Source organism: Arhodomonas sp. AD133, from assembly GCF_051195215.1.
GTDB lineage: Bacteria > Pseudomonadota > Gammaproteobacteria > Nitrococcales > Nitrococcaceae > Arhodomonas.
Map to the genome: position 1 here is coordinate 16,822 of NZ_JBNAZM010000048.1, position 19,186 is coordinate 36,007.

General features: G+C 66.1%; 18 protein-coding genes and 1 tRNA gene. 9 read left to right on the top strand and 10 right to left on the bottom strand.

Features of this window, described 5'->3' with window-relative positions; genetic code table 11:
• Positions 1 to 829 precede the first annotated feature (829 nt).
• Entirely contained in the window at positions 830 to 1,864 is a 1,035-nt protein-coding gene (locus tag ACPEES_RS19190) for an ABC transporter substrate-binding protein (protein WP_435105234.1), read from the top strand.
• Between the two features lie 3 nt (positions 1,865 to 1,867).
• Here ACPEES_RS19190 and ACPEES_RS19195 read toward each other — a convergent pair whose 3' ends face one another.
• Genes ACPEES_RS19195 through ACPEES_RS19205 form a run of 3 tightly spaced genes read right to left on the bottom strand, consistent with a single transcriptional unit; the run spans position 1,868 to position 5,686 of the window.
• Complete coding sequence (locus ACPEES_RS19195) at positions 1,868 to 3,379, bottom strand: class I adenylate-forming enzyme family protein (RefSeq protein WP_435105236.1); 1,512 nt, start codon at positions 3,377 to 3,379, stop codon at positions 1,868 to 1,870.
• 47 nt (positions 3,380 to 3,426) lie between these two features.
• The gene (locus tag ACPEES_RS19200) at positions 3,427 to 5,076 is read right to left on the bottom strand and encodes an acyl-CoA dehydrogenase family protein (protein WP_435105238.1); all 1,650 of its coding nucleotides are present in this window, start codon (positions 5,074 to 5,076) and stop codon (positions 3,427 to 3,429) included.
• Positions 5,069 to 5,686, bottom strand: a complete 618-nt coding sequence (locus ACPEES_RS19205) for a TetR/AcrR family transcriptional regulator (protein WP_435105240.1) — start codon at positions 5,684 to 5,686, stop codon at positions 5,069 to 5,071. Before ACPEES_RS19205 ends, ACPEES_RS19200 begins: the two co-directional genes overlap by 8 nt.
• 251 nt (positions 5,687 to 5,937) lie before the next feature.
• Here ACPEES_RS19205 and ACPEES_RS19210 point away from each other — a divergent pair, with 251 nt between their 5' ends.
• Complete coding sequence (locus ACPEES_RS19210) at positions 5,938 to 7,113, top strand: aromatic ring-hydroxylating oxygenase subunit alpha (protein WP_435105242.1); 1,176 nt, start codon at positions 5,938 to 5,940, stop codon at positions 7,111 to 7,113.
• A gap of 67 nt (positions 7,114 to 7,180) precedes the next feature.
• Here the strand turns inward: ACPEES_RS19210 and ACPEES_RS19215 are convergent, their stop codons facing one another.
• The 5 genes from ACPEES_RS19215 to ACPEES_RS19235 all read right to left on the bottom strand — a co-directional run bounded on the left by ACPEES_RS19215 (position 7,181) and on the right by ACPEES_RS19235 (position 11,286).
• Positions 7,181 to 7,591 (bottom strand): PaaI family thioesterase, encoded by a 411-nt coding sequence (locus ACPEES_RS19215; protein ID WP_435105244.1) that lies wholly within the window; start codon positions 7,589 to 7,591, stop codon positions 7,181 to 7,183.
• A gap of 83 nt (positions 7,592 to 7,674) precedes the next feature.
• Positions 7,675 to 8,025, bottom strand: a complete 351-nt coding sequence (locus ACPEES_RS19220) for a DUF4326 domain-containing protein (protein ID WP_435105246.1) — start codon at positions 8,023 to 8,025, stop codon at positions 7,675 to 7,677.
• Between the two features lie 230 nt (positions 8,026 to 8,255).
• Positions 8,256 to 8,876, bottom strand: coding sequence for an exopolysaccharide biosynthesis protein (locus tag ACPEES_RS19225; RefSeq protein ID WP_435105248.1), 621 nt, complete (start codon positions 8,874 to 8,876; stop codon positions 8,256 to 8,258).
• A 744-nt stretch (positions 8,877 to 9,620) separates the two neighbouring features.
• Positions 9,621 to 10,469, bottom strand: coding sequence for a Vgb family protein (locus ACPEES_RS19230; protein WP_435105250.1), 849 nt, complete (start codon positions 10,467 to 10,469; stop codon positions 9,621 to 9,623).
• Positions 10,360 to 11,286, bottom strand: coding sequence for a histidine phosphatase family protein (locus ACPEES_RS19235; protein WP_435105252.1), 927 nt, complete (start codon positions 11,284 to 11,286; stop codon positions 10,360 to 10,362). Before ACPEES_RS19235 ends, ACPEES_RS19230 begins: the two co-directional genes overlap by 110 nt.
• Before the next feature lie 191 nt (positions 11,287 to 11,477).
• Here ACPEES_RS19235 and ACPEES_RS19240 point away from each other — a divergent pair, with 191 nt between their 5' ends.
• On the top strand, positions 11,478 to 11,771 hold the full coding sequence (locus tag ACPEES_RS19240; RefSeq protein WP_435105269.1) for a DUF1244 domain-containing protein: 294 nt from the start codon (positions 11,478 to 11,480) through the stop codon (positions 11,769 to 11,771).
• 96 nt (positions 11,772 to 11,867) lie between these two features.
• Here ACPEES_RS19240 and ACPEES_RS19245 read toward each other — a convergent pair whose 3' ends face one another.
• Complete coding sequence (locus ACPEES_RS19245) at positions 11,868 to 12,833, bottom strand: hypothetical protein (protein WP_435105255.1); 966 nt, start codon at positions 12,831 to 12,833, stop codon at positions 11,868 to 11,870.
• A 152-nt stretch (positions 12,834 to 12,985) separates the two neighbouring features.
• On the opposite strand from ACPEES_RS19245, the gene ACPEES_RS19250 reads away from it, so the two are divergent.
• Positions 12,986 to 13,660: a Fe2+-dependent dioxygenase gene (locus tag ACPEES_RS19250; RefSeq protein WP_435105257.1), complete on the top strand. Its 675-nt coding sequence runs from the start codon at positions 12,986 to 12,988 to the stop codon at positions 13,658 to 13,660.
• Positions 13,661 to 14,087: 427 nt separating this feature from the next.
• Entirely contained in the window at positions 14,088 to 14,597 is a 510-nt protein-coding gene (locus tag ACPEES_RS19255; protein ID WP_435105259.1) for a GNAT family N-acetyltransferase, read from the top strand.
• Positions 14,598 to 14,663: 66 nt separating this feature from the next.
• Here the strand turns inward: ACPEES_RS19255 and ACPEES_RS19260 are convergent, their stop codons facing one another.
• The gene (locus ACPEES_RS19260; RefSeq protein WP_435105261.1) at positions 14,664 to 15,122 is read right to left on the bottom strand and encodes a hypothetical protein; all 459 of its coding nucleotides are present in this window, start codon (positions 15,120 to 15,122) and stop codon (positions 14,664 to 14,666) included.
• A 63-nt stretch (positions 15,123 to 15,185) separates the two neighbouring features.
• Between ACPEES_RS19260 and ACPEES_RS19265 the strand changes: the two genes are divergently transcribed.
• The 4 genes from ACPEES_RS19265 (at position 15,186) to katG (ending at position 18,904) form a co-directional block, all read left to right on the top strand.
• Complete coding sequence (locus ACPEES_RS19265; RefSeq protein WP_435105263.1) at positions 15,186 to 15,602, top strand: secondary thiamine-phosphate synthase enzyme YjbQ; 417 nt, start codon at positions 15,186 to 15,188, stop codon at positions 15,600 to 15,602.
• Positions 15,603 to 15,690: 88 nt separating this feature from the next.
• Positions 15,691 to 16,029 carry a DUF1820 family protein gene (locus ACPEES_RS19270; RefSeq protein WP_435105265.1) on the top strand — a complete coding sequence of 113 codons (339 nt, stop codon included), beginning with the start codon at positions 15,691 to 15,693 and terminating at the stop codon, positions 16,027 to 16,029.
• Between the two features lie 65 nt (positions 16,030 to 16,094).
• Positions 16,095 to 16,183, top strand: a tRNA-Ser gene (locus ACPEES_RS19275).
• A 510-nt stretch (positions 16,184 to 16,693) separates the two neighbouring features.
• The gene (katG, locus tag ACPEES_RS19280; protein ID WP_435105267.1) at positions 16,694 to 18,904 is read left to right on the top strand and encodes a catalase/peroxidase HPI; all 2,211 of its coding nucleotides are present in this window, start codon (positions 16,694 to 16,696) and stop codon (positions 18,902 to 18,904) included.
• Positions 18,905 to 19,186 lie beyond the last annotated feature (282 nt).

Below are 19,186 nucleotides of genomic sequence, written 5' to 3' on the forward strand. Positions count from 1 at the left end.
TGAGTCTGCCGCGGGCGGTGTGACTTCGGCCCGGCGTTCCGAACCGGACATCCTGCCGGGGCGGTCGCCCGGTTTGCATACGATCTGCCACCCCCACTCCTACGTCCCTTGTATCGGTGTGTTTTCGTTGTGCCCGGGCGCCGAATATACACCACCTGGCCAGGGATCAGGAGGTCGGGGGTTACTAATCCGATCATATTGGTAATGCCACGTGTCAGAGCGCTTGTGCGATTCGGCTGCTAGGCGCGCGAGCGAAGGCGTGGCAAGGCTCACGTCGAGTGAGCGCAACGCCGCAGCCGGGCCGCACAAGCGCTCCCTTCGGGCGAGGCTGTCGGGCGCTCTCGCGGCGTTGCTCGTCGCTCATGTAGCAGCTTGCTACACCACGCTCCTCGCGCCTTGCGAGAACGCCCGACAGCCTCGCTGACATGTGGCATGACCTATGATCGGATTAGTAATTGCGCCCGGGCACGTCCACGGCGTACGCGATAGCGTCGTGCGGGGGCAATCCGCAGATAACGGGAAGCGTTCAGCGTTTCCGTAAGCCGGGGTGTCGAAGCGGGCCAGTCCGGGGTGGTGGATACGCTGCACCTGGCCCGTAATTAAATTACATATTAGCGCCCGAATCTCACTGGCCGATCGCGTCCGATTCTTTACATGTCAGATCCTAACTTGATGATTTAATGACGATGATCGTGCGAAGAGATGGTTCCCGGCATTGATCCTGTCGCAAAAATGTAATAGAGCTACTCAAATGCCGGCGCGGTGCCGGCGGTCTCGTCCGACCGGCGAGTTTCCCTAACGAAGAACGACGATAGATAGCTGAGGGGGCATGAGAGTGTTGGCACGGCTCATTGGAAGCCTGGTCGCCTTTGCGCTGGGTGGGGCGTCCGTGTGCGCCTACGGCGGGTATACGGGCGGTGAGGTTCGTGTTGTCGTCTATACGGCCATGGAGGGCGACATGTCCGACGCCGAGGGGCCGGGAGCCGTGGTGGCCGCCGAATTGGCGGCCGCAGACGCCCGGGGTCGCGTCGGCTCCGTGCCCGTCAAGGTAGCGGGGAAAGACCACGGCGGCGACGCGGTGCGTGCGCGGCGGGGCGTCGACCAGCTGCTGGCCGACGGTGCCGACCTGGTGGTCGGGTTGGCGGGTCGCGATGTCGCCGAGGCAGTGCAAACGGCGGTCGCGGGGAAAGCGGTCACCGTTGCCACCGGCGCCGTCACGGACCGGCTGACCGGTGCGGGCTGTACCCCCACTGCGTTTCACTGGGTGCCGGATCTCTACGTGTTGACCCAGGTTACCCGTGCAGAGCTGCGGAATCAGCGGGGGAGCCGGACGATTTTCATATTTGGTGCGGGGCGCCGGGAAGCGATCCGCAACACCTACGAGCACGGCATGATGCAGAGCGGGCAGGATGTCACCGGCCAGGTGTTCGTGACCGACATCCGCGCGTTGGGGCTTTATGCCGGCAGTGGAATGCGGCTCATCTCGCCGTTCTACTGGAAGTCCACGCCGCGGACACGGCAATGGGCGAAGCGCTTTTACGCTCGCCACGGGGCGATGCCCACTTACGATCAGGCAGCCGTGTACTCGGCGGTCAAGCACTACCTCGAGGCAGCCGCGGCCGTGGGCTCCGACCGGCCCGCGGAGGTGGCGACCGCCATGCGCCGGGCGCCCGTGGACGACATGTACGCGCCTGACGGGACGCTGCGGGCGGATGGCCAACTGGTGCAGGATCTGCAGCTCATGGAAGTGAAACGGCCCGGTGAGTCGGAGGGCGCGTGGGACTACTTTCGGCGCGTTCGCACACTCGATGGAAAGGCCGTCTACCAGCCGCTCGCCGAAAGCAGTTGCGCCGGCGCTGACTAAAGGCTAGTAGGCGTCACGAAGCTTGTATTTCATCACCTTTCCAGTTGGGGTCCGGGGCAGAGCGTCGACGAACCGGATCTCTCGGGGAATCTTGTAACGAGCCAGGAGGGGCTCGCACTGCCGTCGAAGCGTTTCCGGATCCGGCCGGCCGCTCTGGGTGGGCACGGCATAGGCGACGACGGTCTGCCCCCACTCGGGATCGGGGCGGCCGATCACGGCGGCTTCGCGGATGCCGGGTAATTCGGCGAGGACGTTTTCCACTTCCCGGGAATAGACGTTCTCGCCGCCGGTGATGATCATGTCCCGGAGCCGATCGACGATGAACAGGTAACCGTCGTCGTCCACGCGGACGAGGTCCCCCGTGCGGTACCACTCGCCGTGAAAGGCATTCGCGGTACTCTCCGGGTCGCGATAGTAGCCCTGCATGATGGACTGACAACGCATCCAGATTTCCCCGACCTCGCCCGGGCCGGCCTCGCGGGCGTCGTTCTTCATGACCGCGAGATCGCAGCCGCTCACCGGCCAGCGGCCAATGGAGCCGGCTTTCGCTATCTGCTCATCCGGGCGCAGTGCGGTTCCGGTCGGGCCGGTCTCGGTCATTCCGAAAACCTGGTAGAAACGATCGCTGCGGTAGCGCTGTATCAGGGTCCGGGCCATGGTCTCGTCGATCGGGCCGCCGCCGTAGAGCCACGCGCGGATACTGGAGAGATCATACGTGTCGAAGTCCGGCACCTTCTGCAATGGCATCGAATAAGCCACCGGCGGGCCGAAGAACAGGGTGCAGCGCTGCGCCTGGACCGTCTCCAGGAAGTGCTGCGGATGGTACTCCGGCAGCAGCACCACAGCGGCCCCGAGGTAGTGGCTGGCGACGAGCTGGTTGTTCAGGGGGAAGCTGTGCCACACCGGCATGGCCAGGAGTACGCGATCGTCGGGGCTCAGGCCGTAGACCAGGCTCGACGCAATGCCGGCGAGCAGAACATTGGCATGGGAGTGCATGCAGGCTTTCGGCTTGCCCGTGGTCCCGGATGTGTAGAGCAGCTCCGCCAGGTCGGTGTCCGTGCAGGCGACGGGTTCGGGGGCGTCATCGACGCCGGTCGCTGGCGGGGCAGCCGGCGGGTCGGCCGGGGCGTCGCTCCGGGTGAGGCTGAACACGGGTAGCGCCGTGTCGCGGTTGGCGTCTTCCCGGTAGACGTCGTGGTCCACCAGCAGGAGCCGACTCTCGCTGTGCGCGAGAATGTAGGCGGTTTCCGCCGGGGCGAGCTTGTGGTTGATCGGCACCGCCACGGCGCCGGCCCGCAGGGCGGCGTAGTAGTTGACGATCCAGGCGAGGGTGTTGCGCCCCTGCAGGGCGATCTTGTCGCCTTTGCCGATGCCTTGCGCCTGCAACCATGCCGTCGCCGCTCGCACGTACGCCTCGAGCTCGCCGTAGGCGATGTGACGTTCGCCGTCGATGATGGCGGGCTGGTCGCCGAATTTCCGGGCGGCGCTCTCCAGCGCCTGGTTGATCGTCCACATGCCGCTTTCCTCCCCACCGGCACTGCTCCGGGACTCTCGGGCATCGATTATGGATGAATTCGACCGAACGCGAGGGCATCCAGCGTCGCGCTTTGCGCGTTGGGGAATGGGGCATCCACCAGACCGTCCCCGGCGAAGATCTCTGCGGCGGCGAATCCGGCGCGGTCGCCGTGAGTGTCGAAACGCCATTCCGCGAACTCGGCGAGCAGCAGGGCCTGGTAGGTTTTCGCCATGCCCCAGGCGATACGCCGGGCCCCGGCTTCCACGGGATCGTTGATCAGCGGCATGAGCGTGTCCAGCGCGCCTTCCAGGCGGTGTCGTACGCCCGCGGTTGCCTCGTGGCGTAGCCGGCCCATGCGCCGCGCGATCTCGTCGGCGAAGGCTTCGCCACCGTTGCCGGCGGCCAGCGCCCGCAGCACGTCATGGGCGAGCACGGACGTGGTGCCTTCCCAGATGCAGTGAACGTGCAGATTCCGGAAGATGCGCGGTATGCCGGTGTCCTCCAGGTAACCGGCACCACCGAAGCTCTCCAGGAGTTCACTCGCCGCCGTGACGGACTGCCTGGCACAGGCGAGCTTGTTCAGCGGTGCCAGCAGGCGGGCGAGCTCGCCGTCCCCGCCGTGCTCCATGCGCCCCTGGTGGCAGGCGGTTTCGAGGTTGAGCATCAGCATCGCGTCGTATTGTGCCGCGATGCGGGCGAGCCAGCGCCGATGGACGGCGTTCTGCGCCAGGGGGCGGCCGAATGCCACCCGCTTGTGGGCGTAGTCGCGAGCGAGCGCCAGCAGATGGCCGACGCCGGCTGGACCGCCGATCGCCGCCCAGAAGCGGGCGATGTTGAGCAGCCCGGTGAGCTTGCGTACGCCATCGCCCAGTGCCCCCACCGGCAGGGCCCGGGCACCGACCAGGTCCACCTCGGCGGTGGGTAGCGCCCGCGTGCCAAGCTTGTCCTTGAGCCGGCGGACCTGGATGCCGTTCCAGTCGCCCTGGGCGTCGCGCAGCTCGATGAGGAACAACGACAGCCCGCGATTGCCGCTTTCGGCGCCGTCGGGCCGGGCCAGCGCCAGTGCCATGTCGGAGGTCGCCGCGGATGTGAACCACTTGGTGCCGTGCAACGACCAGCTACCGTCCGCGTTGATGTATGCGGCGGTAGCCGTGGCGCTGACATCGGAGCCGCCGGTCTTCTCCGTCATCCATTGCCCGGATGTCCACGCGTTCTCCCGGGCGGTGAGTCTCGGCACGTAGCGGTCGGCGAGGGCCGGGTCGTGCTCGCGGAGCAGGCTGATGGCGCCGTCGGTCATCACCAGAGGGCAGTCGGCCACCGCGCTCGCCGGATCGTACAGGTGAATCAGGCCCGCCTGTACCAGCCGGGAGTGCTCGCCATAGGGGGCCTCGTGGGGCAGGGCGACCAGGCCCTCGCGCTGACCGATGGCAACCAGCTCCTGCCAGCTCGCGTCCACGTCGATGCGGTCGATGCGTCGACCCCAGGCGTCGTAGGGCGTGTGCTGCGGCTGCCGCGCCTCGGCTTCTGCCGCCAGCGGGTGCATGGTCTCGTCGGCGAGCCGGCCCATTCGCTCGAGAGCGGGCTTCGCCTGTTCGAACATGTCATCCGGCAGGCGCCAGGCGAGTGCCAGCCGCAGCGAGGGATCGGTACGGAAGCGGTTGCCGGCAACCGGTGGGGGTTGCACGAAGTCAGTCACGGCGGGTCTCCTTCTGTTCTCTACCCGCGGGCGCTTCGCCGGGCGCCGGACCGAGTGCCTGGACACAGAATTGGCCGACCCCCTGTATCAGCGCGTGCTCGCGCTCCGGCGCCGGGGCCTCGCTCAGAGGGCCGACGAGTGTTTCGGCGATGCCGCCGACCATGGCGGTGGCGAGCAGCGCCGCGTCCTGGGTGAGGAGCTCGCCATCGCGGATGCCGTCCTCGATGACGCCGGTGAAGATGTCCCGGTAGGGCACGCGGAAGTGCAGGCGCTCGGCCTCGATGGTCGAGTCCACCGGCTCCGCCAGCAGTGCATACGCGAGCTGTCGGCCCTTGAGGGCGCGCTGGGCGAAGGTTTCGGCGATGCGGCGCACCCGCTCGCGTGCCGGGCCGGACGTCGCGGCTGCTCTGGCGCAGGCATCGATCTCCCGTTGGGCGGCCCGCTTGAAGACTTCGTCGAACAGCTCCGATTTGGATTTGAAATAGCGGTAGATGAGACCGGTGGAGATCCCGGCCCTTTCCGCGATGGCGGGCATGCCCGTGGCGCCGTAGCCGCCTTCGGCCACGAGCGCTTCCGCGGCGTCCACGATGCGTTCCCGGGTTTGCGCCATGCGCGCTGCGATTTTCGGAGTACGTCGATAAGCCATGATAAAGAGTGAAACATCATTCAATACTTGTTGCAACGGATTCGGCGGTCGACTAGCCTTGGCTTTGCGCGGACGTGCGTGAATGAGGAGGAGAGCGGCACGGGCTCCGCGACGGCGGGGCGGGCCACCGTATCGTCGCCGCTGCGATGTGACGCCTCCAGCGCAACGGTTCTGCGACGTATCAGGAAGCCGGCCCGCAAGCCAGGAGGCGATCAATGCGGCACGAAAAGCAAGTCGAGACCCTGAACAAGCTACTGGCACTGCGCGAGCAGGGCCGTGACGAGGAAATGCTGGGGGAAGTCGTTCACATCCCCGTGCGCAACTACACGGACCCGGATATCTTCGAGCGCGAGATGGCGACGGCGTTCAGCGATTACCCCATGATCGCGGGGCATGCGTCGAGCGTGCGGGAGCCGGGCTCGTACCTGCTCAGCGACTGGGACAGGTTCCCGTATGTCGTCGTCCGCGACCGCGACGGCACCCTGAGGGCGTTTCTCAACGTGTGCCGTCATCGCGGGGCGCGGCTGGTCTCGGGGGAGGAGGATCGGCTCAAGGCATTCGTCTGCCCGTACCACGGGTGGGCCTATGGTCTCGACGGGTCGCTCAGGTCGGTGCCGAAATCCTATGCCTTCCCCGGTCTCGACCGGTGCAAGTACAGCCTCCAGGAGCTGCCCGTCACCGAGCGCATGGGGCTCGTCTGGGTTCACCCGACGTCCGGTGCGACCATCGACCTCGACTCGCACCTCGGTGCGATCGGAGATGACATCGAGCACTTCGCCATCGGCGATCTCGTGCGCTACTGCAAGACCTCCGTGACCAGGAACGCGAATTGGAAGCTGCTGCTGAAGACCTACCTGGAGGGCTATCACGTCCCCCATCTCCACCGCACGACCCTCGCGGCGAACTTCAAGAAGGGCGTCATCGCCCACTACGAACATGGCCCGCATATCCGAATGGCTGCCGCGCGCACGAACATTCTCGACGTTCTGGACGTGGCGCCGGAGTCCTGGCGGATTCTCGATTATGCGTCCGTCTACTATCTGCTCTTCCCGAACGCGTTCTTCATCATGCACCCCGATTACGTGTCCATTAACGCGTTCTACCCGGTAGCACCGGATCGCACGATCTGGACCCACGAAATGCTCTACCGGGAATCGCAGTTCCAGGGCGAGCGGGGGCAGGCAGCGCTGGCCAAGCGCTTCAAGTTCACCAACGACGTGGTTTTCGACCAGGAGGACTTCGCGATCGCCGAGCGCGTCCAGGAGGGGCTGCGCTACGGCCCGAACGAATACCACACCCTGGGCACCGAGGAGGGGCTGATCGGTATTTTCCAGCAGAGTATCGATTCGCTGATCTATCCGGAGCGCGCTTACCAATCCGCTCGAGGATAGCTCGAAGACCCGGTGACAGACGATGGCAGCGCCCGGGCGCTGCCATGTCGCCGAACGGTGGTGAGCGTCAGTCGGACGCCGGCACGACAGTTCCCTGGGCGATCGCGCACAGGCTTTCCTCGCCGTCGCGCACCGCATAGACCTCGCACTGGCAGACGGCCTGGCGTTTGCCGATGTTCGCCGCGTGGGCGCGCGCGACCAGATGCGAACCGATCGCCGGCCTGAGGTAATTGATCTTGAACTCCGAGGTGAGGGCGTTGCCGCCCAGTCCCAGGCCGCCGGCAAAGGTGATGGTGTTGTCCGCGAGATAGCTGATGACGCCACCGTGGACGAAGCCGTGCTGCTGCTTCAGCTCGGCGACGATGGGGACGCTGATCTCGGCGCTGCCCGGTCCGGTGTTCGTGAGCTCGGCACCGATGAGCTGACTGAAGGGCTGGGATTCGATGATTCCGTGCGCGAAGGCTGTCAGGTCGTCCACTGTACGCTCCCTCTCTTGCAGGCCGTCCGTGGGCCGTTCGTCGGTCATGAGGTCGAGCCATGATAAAAGGAGTGAAGCAGGTTTCACTCTTTGTCGCAATACGCCGCATCGTTCGCCAGTGCCAGGAGCACGTCCGCGTGGCAGGGGGCGTCCAGCGGGCACCAGCACGCGAGGTTGCGGCCGGTGAGCTCATGGAGGTGGCCACGGACTTGGATGAGTGTCCGGCGTTGCGCATCGAGATTGTCCATCCCGTGGCAGAGCTCACCGGCGAGCAGGCGGTGGTAGAGACGAACGCACGCCTCGCGGTCGCCGTGCCGCCCGACGACGAAAGGGTTGCCCCATCGGGTGCTTCGGTCGACTTTCACAGTGTTGGCGGGCATCCGCCAGCCGCGTTGGCGACGAAGCCGCACGCGTGTCGCAGCTCGCATGGTCATCGTTCGCCTCCAGCCATGACGGTCGTGGTGGCTTCCGTCGAAACTGCTCAGATGCGACGTATCGTCGCTCACTCGCACGAGCGTCGAACAGCCGAACGAAGACGGTGGTGAAGAACGGGTGCGTTGCCGCGCAGCGTAGGGGGGAGTGACATGATTGTCCGCGTGCCGTGGCACGCCCGCCGGATGTCAGCGGCGAGCGGTGCCATCTCGACCCAAGCGCGGCCCGGCGATCAAACGAGGCCGTTCAGGCCGGCGACGATCGCGCCACCCACGCCGATCGTGATGCCCACGGCGACGACGCCGAGCACGATCCCCGCCAGCAACGCCACGCTGTCGCGGGCGACCATGCCCAGGGCGATCAGGAACAGCGCACCCGCCGGGATGAAACCGCTCAACGGGATCGGGGCGAACAGCGCCAGCGAGAACACCAGCAGCAGCAGACCCAGCGGCCGCGTGAACATCGGGTCGAGAAGCCGGCCCTGACGCGGGCGGATGAGCCCTTCGAGAAAGCGGATGACCGGCCGCGCGCGAACGACCGTGGAGCGGAAACGTCGATGGTCCAGCCGCCGGCGGGTAATGAGTTGCGGCAGGCGCACGCAGTCGAGCCCGAGCGCGACCTGCACCGCCAGGCAGATCAGCGGCAGCGCCGTCACCATGTTGGAGCCGATGGGCATCGGCATGAGGTTGAGCATCGCGAACAGCAGCAGGCACCAGCCGAAGGACTGGCTGCCGAGGTTGTCGATCAGCTCGCCGACGGTCATCGAGGCGGTGGGCGTTCTCGGTCGCGCGGCACGCAACAACGTGCGCGCAAGATCGCCCTGTACCGCCGCTCCCGCAGCGTCGTCTCCCATCGGGCCGGATCGCTTGCACTGGCGCGCATCCATCGAGGCTCGTCGTCCCCCTGTCTCGTCCACCGAATCCATACGCATCGCGTTGTCTGGCCGTTCGCTGCCGCGCCCGCCAACAGCCCCGGCGGTGGCATCGACGCCATACATTGCGGTTGGGGCCGGCGGGTGATCAAACCGTGCGCATCAATATGATAACGGGGTTGGTCAACAACGGCCACGGGCATGCCCATTCGGTCCATGGCGACGGCGCGCGCGACCGTCTTGCCGCATGATCGCGCGTAGCGAGACCGTGGCGGCATGTCCGTCGCGGATCGGAAACACTCAGTGGGTGAGCCGGTGGGCGATGCCTCAATCCAGCGTCCAGCGGAAGCGGGCGAGGGCGATGCCCATGGCAGCGAGCACGAACGCCGTCAGGCCAGGCGCGGGGGCGTGGCCAAGGGCACCATCCATCTGTACTTGGACAGCAAGTCGGCGCCTGCTCGCCGCGATTCTCGAACGCGGCCGCGACCGTGGCGAGTTCCGGGCGGACGTCCCCGTCGATCACACGGCGCTGATCATCGACCCGGCGTTGCTGGCGGCGGTCTGGCGGCTCGTGTTCGAGCGCCACGAGCCGCTCGATAGCGACGCCTTCCGCCGCAGCTCATGCTGGACGGGTCGAAGGTGCGGCGCCAATGATCGCTGCAGAATAGCCCGCGGGGCCGCGGTCCACTGCCGTCAGCCGGTGCGGTGCATGCCCCAAGGCAGGTATCAGCGAACGCGGAACCGCACCAGCGTGTCCGTTCCCGACTCCGGTGCCCAGACCTCGCCCTCGCGGCCCAGCATCTGGCGTACCGCGGCATTGGATTCCGGCGAGGGAAACGGCTCGAAGCGTTCGCGCTCAGGGTCGAATCGCAGCACCGCGTTGGCGCCGAAATCGCTCACCCAGACGTGCCCCTGGAAGTCCACGTACACCGCATAGGCGTGTGCATTGTCGCCGGGCAGAGGCCAGCTCCGCCACTCGCGGGAGTCCGGGGCGTAGCGGGAGAGTACGCCGGTATTCCATTCGCTGACCCAGATTCGGCCGTCGGCGTCGGACCACACGCGGCGGGCGCCCTGGTTGGCGTTGGGGGGCTCCAGCACGGTGACCTCGCCGCTGTCGGTGTCCACGTGGCCGACGTAGCTGCCGGCGAGAGAGGCGTAGTAGATCTCGCCGTCCGGTGTGGCGGTGATGCCGTAGGGGCCGCGACCCCTCGGTGCGTCGAAAACGTCCATCTCCCCGCGCGCCGGATCGAGTCGTCCGTAGATGCCTGACTGGCCGGTAAACCAGAGGGTGCCCGAGGCGTCGAATGCCGCCGTGTTGAGGTTGGCGTAGCCAGTGTCTCCGGGTAGTGGGTGGCTGGTGACCTCCAGGGTGTCGGTATCCACCCGGACGATGGCGTTAAGGCCGCCGTCGGTGACCCAGGCGTCGCCGTCCGGGCCGACGATCACGCCGTGGGGGCGGGATCCGTCACCGAGGGCGATATGGCGCGTCTCGCCGGTCGCCGGGTCCAGGCGCCCCAGCGCACCTTGATACTGAGCCGTGTACCAGACTGGACCACCGCCGGGTTGTGGCGCCACATCGTGGGGGTGGGCCCCGTCGGGTACTTCGAACCGGTTGACGGTGACCTTGGCAGCGTCGGCGGTGCCGGGGATCAGCAGCAACGGCAGCAGGGCCAGTAAGCGGATCATTGCGTGCCTCCTCCGCGGGCGACGTAGCGGTGTCGTTAGCGTGCTCGGCGGCGAGCGTCATCCACATGGCGGCATCCCATACCGCGACCACTTCGAATTCGCCATCACCGGCGGGCCGGACGATGGCCGTTCCGGCTTCCGGTGGGCGCCGGCCGGCGGCGAGCATCAGCACGTTGCCGTGGGCGACGATGATCGTGTTCCGACCCGCCGGCGGCCGGGTCGCCAGGCGCGTGCGTGCGCGCCGGCGCAGCGTCTCCCGTCCACCGATGAGATCGGCGGCGAGGGCATTGAGGACGTCCCGGGTGGTTCGTACCGGACCCAGGCCCAGCAGCTCCGCGGTCTGCCGGCTGCGGCAGTATTCGCTGGCGTACACGTCGCCCACCGGAATCGCCAGCCGTCGTATCGCCTCGCCCACCTCGCGGGCCGTCTCCCGGCCGCGCTCGGAGAGCTGGCGCATGCGCGCCGGGTCGCAGCTCGTGATGTTCTCCTCGGTGTGGCGCCCGTCCGGGTTCGACCAGTCCGTCTGCGCGTGGCGGAAGTACAGCACGTAGCCGCCGTCGCGCAGCCGTTCGACGAGCGCCGCCTCGTCCGCTGCGATGGCGGGGGACTCGGTTAGGGCCGTGACGAGCAACGCCACGACCGCGATGATCATCGCGGCCATACCGCGACGCAGGCGAGCGCTGGGATGCAGGATGGCAGGAGACATGCCGGAGCCTCCAACCGGCGGGCGCATCGCAATACCCCTGAGAAGATTAGTAGGTCCGCCACGCCCGTGCCGCAAGCGTGTGCGACCCGCGGTGGCACGCCCGCCTAGTCGGTCACGACTCTGACAACGCCGGCGGACAGGCGCTATCCTCATGGCCAACGAACCGACCAATGCATTCCCTGGAGGCGATGATGGACGAGCAGACCCGCACCGAGCTCGAAGCCGCGGCGTTCCGCCGACTGGTGGATCACCTGCGCGAGCGTACCGACGTGCAGAACATCGATCTCATGAACCTGGCCGGCTTCTGCCGCAACTGCCTGTCCAAGTGGTACCTGGCCGCAGCGGAGGAGCGCGGCGTGGAGCTGGATTACGAGGGCGCGCGGGAGATCGTTTACGGCATGCCGTACGCCGAGTGGAAGGCGCGTTACCAGACGGAAGCCTCCGCCGAGCAGAAGGCAAAGCTACAGGATTCTCACAACCACTGATTACGGGCCGGCGGCAGGACGTCTCTGCGCGAGCGGCTGATCCAGTGGTCGAGCAGGCGTCCGGGCCGGTCAATGACCGGCCCGGAGCGGGGACGCTCAGAGGTTGTTGGCGTGGAGCTCGAAGCGGGAGACGTTGCCGGCGAGCTCCGAGGTGCTCACGGCCGGCTTCTCCGGCGGCATCGCCGACGGCCAGGCCTCGAGAATGCGATCCACGTCGGCCAGCAGGGTCTCGTAGGTATCCGCGTCCGCCGCTTTCAGCACGTCGGCGTGATCCTCGAGCAGCTTGCGGGTGACGTGGGCGAACCCGCGGCCGTCGTGATACTCGACGACATTGACGAATTCGCCGTCGGAGATCGCCTCTTCATATTCATGCGCGGCCTTGCGCAGCACCCCTAGCGCGACGTCCGCGATGAAGTCCGGATCTTCCCGCAGGCTCGGGTCCAGGCTGGCGATTGCCCGGTCGATGGCGCTCTGGGCCTCCTGGTAGGCGGGCTCCAGCGCCGACCAGTCGGGCTGGCTGCCGGCTTCCTCCGCCAGGTGTTCCAGCGCGTCGTGAATGCCGGTCACGCCCCGCTCCTCGAGCGCATCCTCCACCGAGTCGAAGTGTTCGGCGTAGGGGTGACCCATGTGGGCGGAGCCGATCTCGGTATTGCCGCTGGTGTAGAGCTCCTCGGCGACCCACAGGTGGCCCTTCATGAACAGCAGGGTGGCGTAATAGACGCCGGGGCTGTTAACCGCGGCCGGGGCAGAGGCGCTGCCTTCACCGCCCTCACCACCTTCGCCGCCGCCGAGATGGCTCAAAGCGCCGGCTTCGCCGCCTTCACCACCCTCTCCGCCGTGGCCGGCTTCACCGCCTTCACCACCGTGGCTGGCTTCACCGCCTTCGCCACCGTGACTGGTTTCCCCGCCCTCACTGCCTTCACCGCCATGGGCGAGGAGCTGGGTGCTCGTCGCGGTGGTAACGGGCTGGAATGGGTCGCTCGCATCCGCTGCTGCTGTCTGGCCGGTACCGACGAGGACGCACGCGCCGATGCCGACCCAGAGTTTCATGCGAGTTGCCATGAGCATCTCTCCTGTATTCGGTATTGTTGGCGGATTGCCGTAACTCACGAACTCTAGGCAATGTCCATGACAAAATGCAAGTGATTCGCATTGGTTTTCATGATAACTTTCTGCGCGCTTGCAACGTGGTGTAGGGAGGAGGGCGAACAGCCGTGATTCTGTGTGTAGCCGACGTACTCGACAAAGAGCAGCTCGAATACATGCGCGAGCGTCTCAGCCAGGTGGATTTTCGTGATGGCCGCGAAACCGCCGGCTGGCACGCGCGAACGGTCAAGCGCAATACCCAGGCCGATGGCAGCAGCGACGTCGTCGCCCGCCTGCGCGAGAAAGCGAACGCCGCCATCGAGGGCAACCCCCTGTTTCAGCTCGCCGTTCGGCCCAAGGTCGTGAAACCGGTGATGTTCAGCCGTTACGAGCCCGGCATGGAGTACGGCAACCATGTCGACGACGGCATCATGGGTGGCCGCGGCGGCGTCATTCGCACCGACGTCTCGTTCACCCTGTTCCTCTCCGACCCGGACAGCTACGACGGCGGCGAGCTCGTCACCGACACCACTGCCGGCGAACAGAGCTACAAGCTGCCCGCGGGGTCCATGGTCATCTATCCCTCGTCCACACTGCATCGCGTCGAGCCGGTTACCCGCGGCGAACGCCTGGCCGCGGTGGGCTGGGCCCAGAGCCTGGTACGCGACCCGGCCCAGCGCGAGATCCTCTTCGACCTGGACACCGCCCGCCGGCAGATCTTCCAGAACGAGGGCAAGACCCACGAATTCGACCTGATGACCAAATCCGTGGCGAACCTGCTGCGGATCTGGGCGGAGTTGTAGCGAAGGGTGGTTCCGCGGGGCGCGTTTCGGGTGTCAGGTCCCGCGGATCGCAGCCCATGGCCCGTTGCAGCACGGGCGACTTAACGGCTGGTACGCGGTCTTCGTGCTTGATGGTTCTCGGCTTGAGGCTGCCTGCAGCTGGGCGCCGATGAGTATTTCGAGCCTGCGGGATGACCGGTTCACGGTGGAGGTGCATGTCACTTGGTCATGATCACCGGGTGGTCCCGTAGGTCGGCTGCTCTCGGCAGCCGACATGGCTGCGTGCGCCGGCATGTCGGCCAGCGCTTCGCGCTCGCCGCCCTACGACTCGCCCGTTGCAGCTCGGGCGACTTACGGCCGGTACTCCGTTTGGGCACCTTTAACTTGCCGCTTGCCACTCGCTCCGCGAAACTCGATCCCCGAAACGGCACAACACGGATGCACCCTCATGACGCTTCGCCTCGCCACCCCAGCGGACCTGCCGCGCATCGTCGAGATCTACAATTCCACCATCGCCGCCCGCCGCGCGACGGCGGACCTGGAGCCGGTCACCGTCGACGAGCGCCGCCCGTGGTTCGAGGCGCACGACCCGTTGTCGCGCCCCCTGTACGTTCATGAGTGCGAAGGGCGGGTGGTGGCATGGGTGAGCTTCGAATCCTTCTATGGCCGGCCGGCGTATCGCCACACCGCGGAGGTCAGCGTCTACGTGGACGGCGAGTACCGCGCCCGGGGTCTTGGCAGGACGTTGCTGACCGACGCACTCAGAAAAGCGCCGGCGCTGGGCATACGGACCCTGGTCGGCTACGTCTTCGCCCACAACGAGCCGAGCCTGCGTTTGCTGCGAAGCCTTGGGTTCAGCGAATGGGGGCGCCTGCCCGACATCGCCGAGATGGACGGGGAGGAATACAGCCTCTGCATCCTGGGAATGCGGCTTATGGACGCGTCGTCACCGGCCTGAGGGATCATGACCCGTCAAGGCCGGTGAGTCACATCGAGCGCTCGCCTTTTGGGCGTGTCGCCACGCTCAATCGGATGCGGCTTGCGCCTTCAGCCACTCCAGCAGCCGTTCACGGCGGGGTTCTCCGGTGAACGCCGCCGCACGGGCTGCCGCCAGTGTCCTGGCGCTCCAGTCGTCGTCACCGGCGAGGAGGTCGTCCAGCGTGCCCCACCAGAGCAGGGTGAAGTAGCCGGCCACCGCCTCGTTGTAGGTGGCCCGCACCGCTGGCACCGGGCCGGCCACGGCCAGCGGGGTCAGGGCGCGCTCCAGCTCCGGCTTCAGCGCGAGCAGGTCGGCGCCGGCGAGCCCCCAGCGTTGCGGTTCCATACGCACTAGGTACTGCTGCAGCTCCGGGTAGTTGCGGAACCACTGCACCACCTCGCGCGTGCCGTCGCTCGTGACCGCGCCCACCGGGTAGCGTCGCGGGTCCCGGCGGCGGGTGAGCTTCTCGATGTCCTCGAAGGCTTTGCCTTCCCAGCCATGCATGGGCGTTGAATCCGGTAGCGGGTGACCGCATTATCCTGCCCCACGTCGACGGACATGTCAGGGATGCCCATGCATCAGAACGAGTTGACCGTGCGAACACCCGGGCGGGGAACGACGGAGATCACCGCCGAGGTCGCCGACGCCGTCCGCGGCAGCGGCGTCTCGGCCGGCCTGTGCCACGTGTTCATCCGGCACACCAGCGCCTCGCTCATCATCTGCGAGAACGCGGACCCGAGTGTGCGCGAGGATCTGGAAACCGTTGCGGCCAGGCTCTTCCCGGACGGCGATCCCGCTTACGTCCACGATGCCGAAGGACCCGACGATATGCCCGCCCACCTGCGCACGGTGTTCACCAATACCGGCCTGACAGTGCCGGTGCGCGACGGCCGGCTGGCACTCGGCACCTGGCAGGGCATCTACCTGTGGGAGCACCGCACCAGCCCCCATCGCCGCAGCGTGGTGGTGACGGTGATCGGTTGAATGTCATTGATCCAGGTTCCAGGTCTGCGGTAGCAGCTGTGGTATCCTTCGCGGCTGCTTCGGGCATCGAATTCGAGAGCAACGCACCATGGCGACCCAGCGCATCTACCGCGTCATCTTCCACAACCAGGGCAAGGTGTACGAAGTCTACGCCCACAGCGTGGCCGACGGCGGCATGCTCGGCTTCGTACAGATCGAGGAGCTCACCTTCGGCGAGCGCAGCCAGGTGGTCGTGGACCCCGCCGAGGAGAAGCTCAAGGACGAATTCAGCGGCGTCAAGCGCAGCTACATCCCCATGCACTCCATCATTCGCATCGACGAGGTGGAGAAAGAGGGCACCGCCAAGATTTCCGACGCCGAGGGCAAAGTGACCCAGTTTCCGGGCATGCCCTACTACGGCCCGGGCGGCCCCAAGCGCGGCGATTGATCTCGCGGCGCATCTCGTTTAACCTCTCACGCCTCGTTGGTTGGCCCGACGAGCACACACAACCCGGAGAGGTGTCCGAGCGGTCGAAGGAGCACGCCTGGAAAGCGTGTGTACCTACTGGGTACCGAGGGTTCGAATCCCTCCCTCTCCGCCAGATCTCCGAAGGCCCGCCATCGCGCGGGCCTTCGTCGTTTTGGGCCCGGTGACCTGCACATGGTGCGGAGCAGTGTCGGGCCTGTCCCCCTGGCACGCTTTGACACGGTTCAATGACGGTTTTCGACCAAATCGGTCGGCACGCTGCGATTGATCGCTGTTTGGCGCATACTTGCGTGTAAGACCTTAGTTCTCCAGTCGTTTGGTTAGTCCTCGCACTAACCCGCTCATGCTTACCCGGCGAGCGCCGCCGGGCTATAGCGATAGCCCGGCCCTATCGTTGAATCCGGTACGTTCAATTAGCTGAGTGGCGTGCGCGGGGCTATGTTCCATGGAAGGGTGCAGTGTCGGCATGCAAGAGCGCCGGCTGCAGGAACGGATACCTCACCGACGACGGCTACAACGCCAGTGTGCAACCCGCTTGCCCCACCCAACATGCACAAGCCTAAGGAGGAGGGACCCACACAGTACGGGTCGGTTTATCGACAACGCAGCATAGGCGGAGAGAGCGATGAGCGCACAAGATCTCGGGGCCGCGGGCAAGTGTCCGTTCATGCACGGGGCCCAAACACGAATGGGTGGTGAAGGTCCGACGAACTATGACTGGTGGCCCAACCAGTTGAACCTCAGGATTCTGCACCAGCACTCAGTTGTGTCCAATCCCATGGGCGAAGCGTTCGACTACAGGGAAGCGCTCAAGCAGCTCGACGTGAACGCCCTCAAGCAGGACCTGTATGCCCTGATGAAAGAGTCCCAGGACTGGTGGCCGGCGGACTACGGTCACTACGGGCCACTGTTCATCCGGATGTCCTGGCACGCTGCGGGTACCTACCGCATCGGCGACGGCCGCGGCGGCGGAGGAACGGGCTCGCAGCGTTTCGCACCGACCAACAGTTGGCCGGACAACGCCAGTCTCGACAAGGCGCGCCGACTGCTGTGGCCGATCAAGCAGAAGTACGGCGACAAGATCTCCTGGGCCGACCTGATCATCCTGGCCGGCAACTGCGCCCTGGAGGACATGGGCTTCAAGACCTTCGGCTTCGGCTTTGGCCGTGAGGACATCTGGGAGCCCGAGGAGGACGTCTACTGGGGCCCCGAGCAGGAGTGGCTGGACGACGAGCGCTACAGCGGCGAGCGCGAGCTCCAGCAGCCACTCGCCAACGTGCAGATGGGTCTGATCTACGTGAACCCGGAAGGGCCGAACGGCAACCCGGACCCGTATGCCGCCGCCAAGGACATTCGCGACACCTTCGGGCGGATGGCGATGAACGACTATGAGACAGTCGCACTCATCGCCGGCGGGCATACATTCGGCAAGTGTCACGGCGCTGTCGAGGCGTCGCATGTCGGTCCGGAACCCGAGGCGGCGCCGCTGCAGGAGCAGGGCCTCGGCTGGCGGAACAGCGCCGGCACCGGCATGGGCGAGTACACGATCACCAGCGGCATCGAAGGCGCGTGGACGCACACACCGACACAGTGGGATCACAGCTACCTGAACCTCCTGTTCGGCTACGAGTGGGAGCTGACACACAGCCCCGCCGGTGCGAATCAGTGGACTCCGAAGAATGTCGCGGACAAGGACATGGTGCGCGATGCTCACGACCCGTCGAAAAAGCATCCACCGATGATGCTCACGACGGATCTCTCGCTTAAAGTGGATCCGAGCTACGGGCCGATTACGAAGCATTTTCACGAGAACCCGGACGAGTTGGCGGATGCGTTCGCCCGGGCGTGGTTCAAGCTGATCCACCGCGATATGGGCCCCAAGTCGCGGTATCTCGGCCCGGAAGTCCCGGACGAGGACCTGATCTGGCAGGACCCGGTCCCCGACGTCGATCACGAGCTGATCGATGACAAGGACATCGCGGCCCTGAAGGAAAAGATTCTCGCCTCCGGGCTGTCGATCCCCGAGCTGGTCTCGACCGCCTGGGGCTCGGCATCGACTTTCCGTGGCTCCGACAAGCGCGGTGGTGCCAACGGGGCGCGCATCCGTCTCGCACCGCAGAAGGACTGGGCGGTCAACGAGCCACAGCGGCTGGCGAAGGTGCTCCAAACCCTGGAGGGCATCCAGGCGGCGTTCAACGACGCGCAGTCCGGCAATAAGCGGGTGTCCCTCGCCGACCTGATCGTCCTCGGTGGCAACGCCGCCGTCGAGCAGGCCGCCAGGAAGGCGGGGCACGACCTGGATATCCCCTTCTACCCGGGGCGCACCGATGCGTCGCAGGAGTGGACCGACGAGGAGGCCATGGAAGTACTCGAGCCGATCGCCGAGGGATTCCGTAACTACCTCAAGACCCGCTTCACCATGCGCCCGGAGGAGATGCTGCTCGATCGGGCACAACTGCTGACGCTGACGGCACCCGAGATGACGGTGCTCATTGGTGGCATGCGCGTGCTGAACACCAACGTCGGTGGCTTCCAGCACGGCGTCTTCACCAACCGGCCCGAGACGCTCACGAACGACTTCTTCGTGAACCTCGTCGACATGGGCACGAAGTGGGAGCCAACGTCGGACGAGGAAGAGGAATTCGAGCTCCGCGATCGCAGGACGGACGAGCTGAAGTGGACCGGCACGCGTGTCGACCTCGTCTTGGGCTCGAACTCCCAACTGCGTGCAATCTCGGAGGTCTATGCACAGGACGACGCGCAGGAGAAGTTCGTGCGTGACTTCGCGGCCGCGTGGAACAAGGTGATGAACGCGGACCGCTTCGACCTCTCCTGATCCAGGTCGAGCGACACCTGGACACGGCCGCCATCTGGCCCGCGTCCAGGTGTCAGGTTCGAGCCTGTCCTCGACCAGCGTTCGGATCAGTACCGCTGTGGCGGACAGCTGAGTTCAAAGCCGACATTGACGCCCAGTGGACCTAAGCCCCTATCTGCGCCAGCATTATTCCCACGAGCCCGAACTGCCGGCACGATATTGGAGTGTAAGCGCCGTTAAATCGACGCTCTTGCCTCAGTCGTATTGGGCGACTTTTTTCGAAGCGGGTAACCCGGCATTCCA

Excerpts from the sequence above, each read along its gene's own strand:
- ACPEES_RS19190 (WP_435105234.1), top strand. The coding sequence starts at position 830 with ATGAGAGTGTTGGCACGGCTCATTGGAAGCCTGGTCGCCTTTGCGCTG.
- ACPEES_RS19195 (WP_435105236.1), bottom strand. The coding sequence starts at position 3,379 with ATGTGGACGATCAACCAGGCGCTGGAGAGCGCCGCCCGGAAATTCGGC.
- ACPEES_RS19205 (WP_435105240.1), bottom strand. The coding sequence starts at position 5,686 with ATGGCGCAAACCCGGGAACGCATCGTGGACGCCGCGGAAGCGCTCGTG.
- ACPEES_RS19210 (WP_435105242.1), top strand. The coding sequence starts at position 5,938 with ATGCGGCACGAAAAGCAAGTCGAGACCCTGAACAAGCTACTGGCACTG.
- ACPEES_RS19220 (WP_435105246.1), bottom strand. The coding sequence starts at position 8,025 with ATGACCATGCGAGCTGCGACACGCGTGCGGCTTCGTCGCCAACGCGGC.
- ACPEES_RS19225 (WP_435105248.1), bottom strand. The coding sequence starts at position 8,876 with ATGGGAGACGACGCTGCGGGAGCGGCGGTACAGGGCGATCTTGCGCGC.
- ACPEES_RS19235 (WP_435105252.1), bottom strand. The coding sequence starts at position 11,286 with ATGTCTCCTGCCATCCTGCATCCCAGCGCTCGCCTGCGTCGCGGTATG.
- ACPEES_RS19240 (WP_435105269.1), top strand. The coding sequence starts at position 11,478 with ATGGACGAGCAGACCCGCACCGAGCTCGAAGCCGCGGCGTTCCGCCGA.
- ACPEES_RS19245 (WP_435105255.1), bottom strand. The coding sequence starts at position 12,833 with ATGGCAACTCGCATGAAACTCTGGGTCGGCATCGGCGCGTGCGTCCTC.
- ACPEES_RS19255 (WP_435105259.1), top strand. The coding sequence starts at position 14,088 with ATGACGCTTCGCCTCGCCACCCCAGCGGACCTGCCGCGCATCGTCGAG.
- ACPEES_RS19260 (WP_435105261.1), bottom strand. The coding sequence starts at position 15,122 with ATGCATGGCTGGGAAGGCAAAGCCTTCGAGGACATCGAGAAGCTCACC.
- ACPEES_RS19265 (WP_435105263.1), top strand. The coding sequence starts at position 15,186 with ATGCCCATGCATCAGAACGAGTTGACCGTGCGAACACCCGGGCGGGGA.
- ACPEES_RS19270 (WP_435105265.1), top strand. The coding sequence starts at position 15,691 with ATGGCGACCCAGCGCATCTACCGCGTCATCTTCCACAACCAGGGCAAG.
- katG (WP_435105267.1), top strand. The coding sequence starts at position 16,694 with ATGAGCGCACAAGATCTCGGGGCCGCGGGCAAGTGTCCGTTCATGCAC.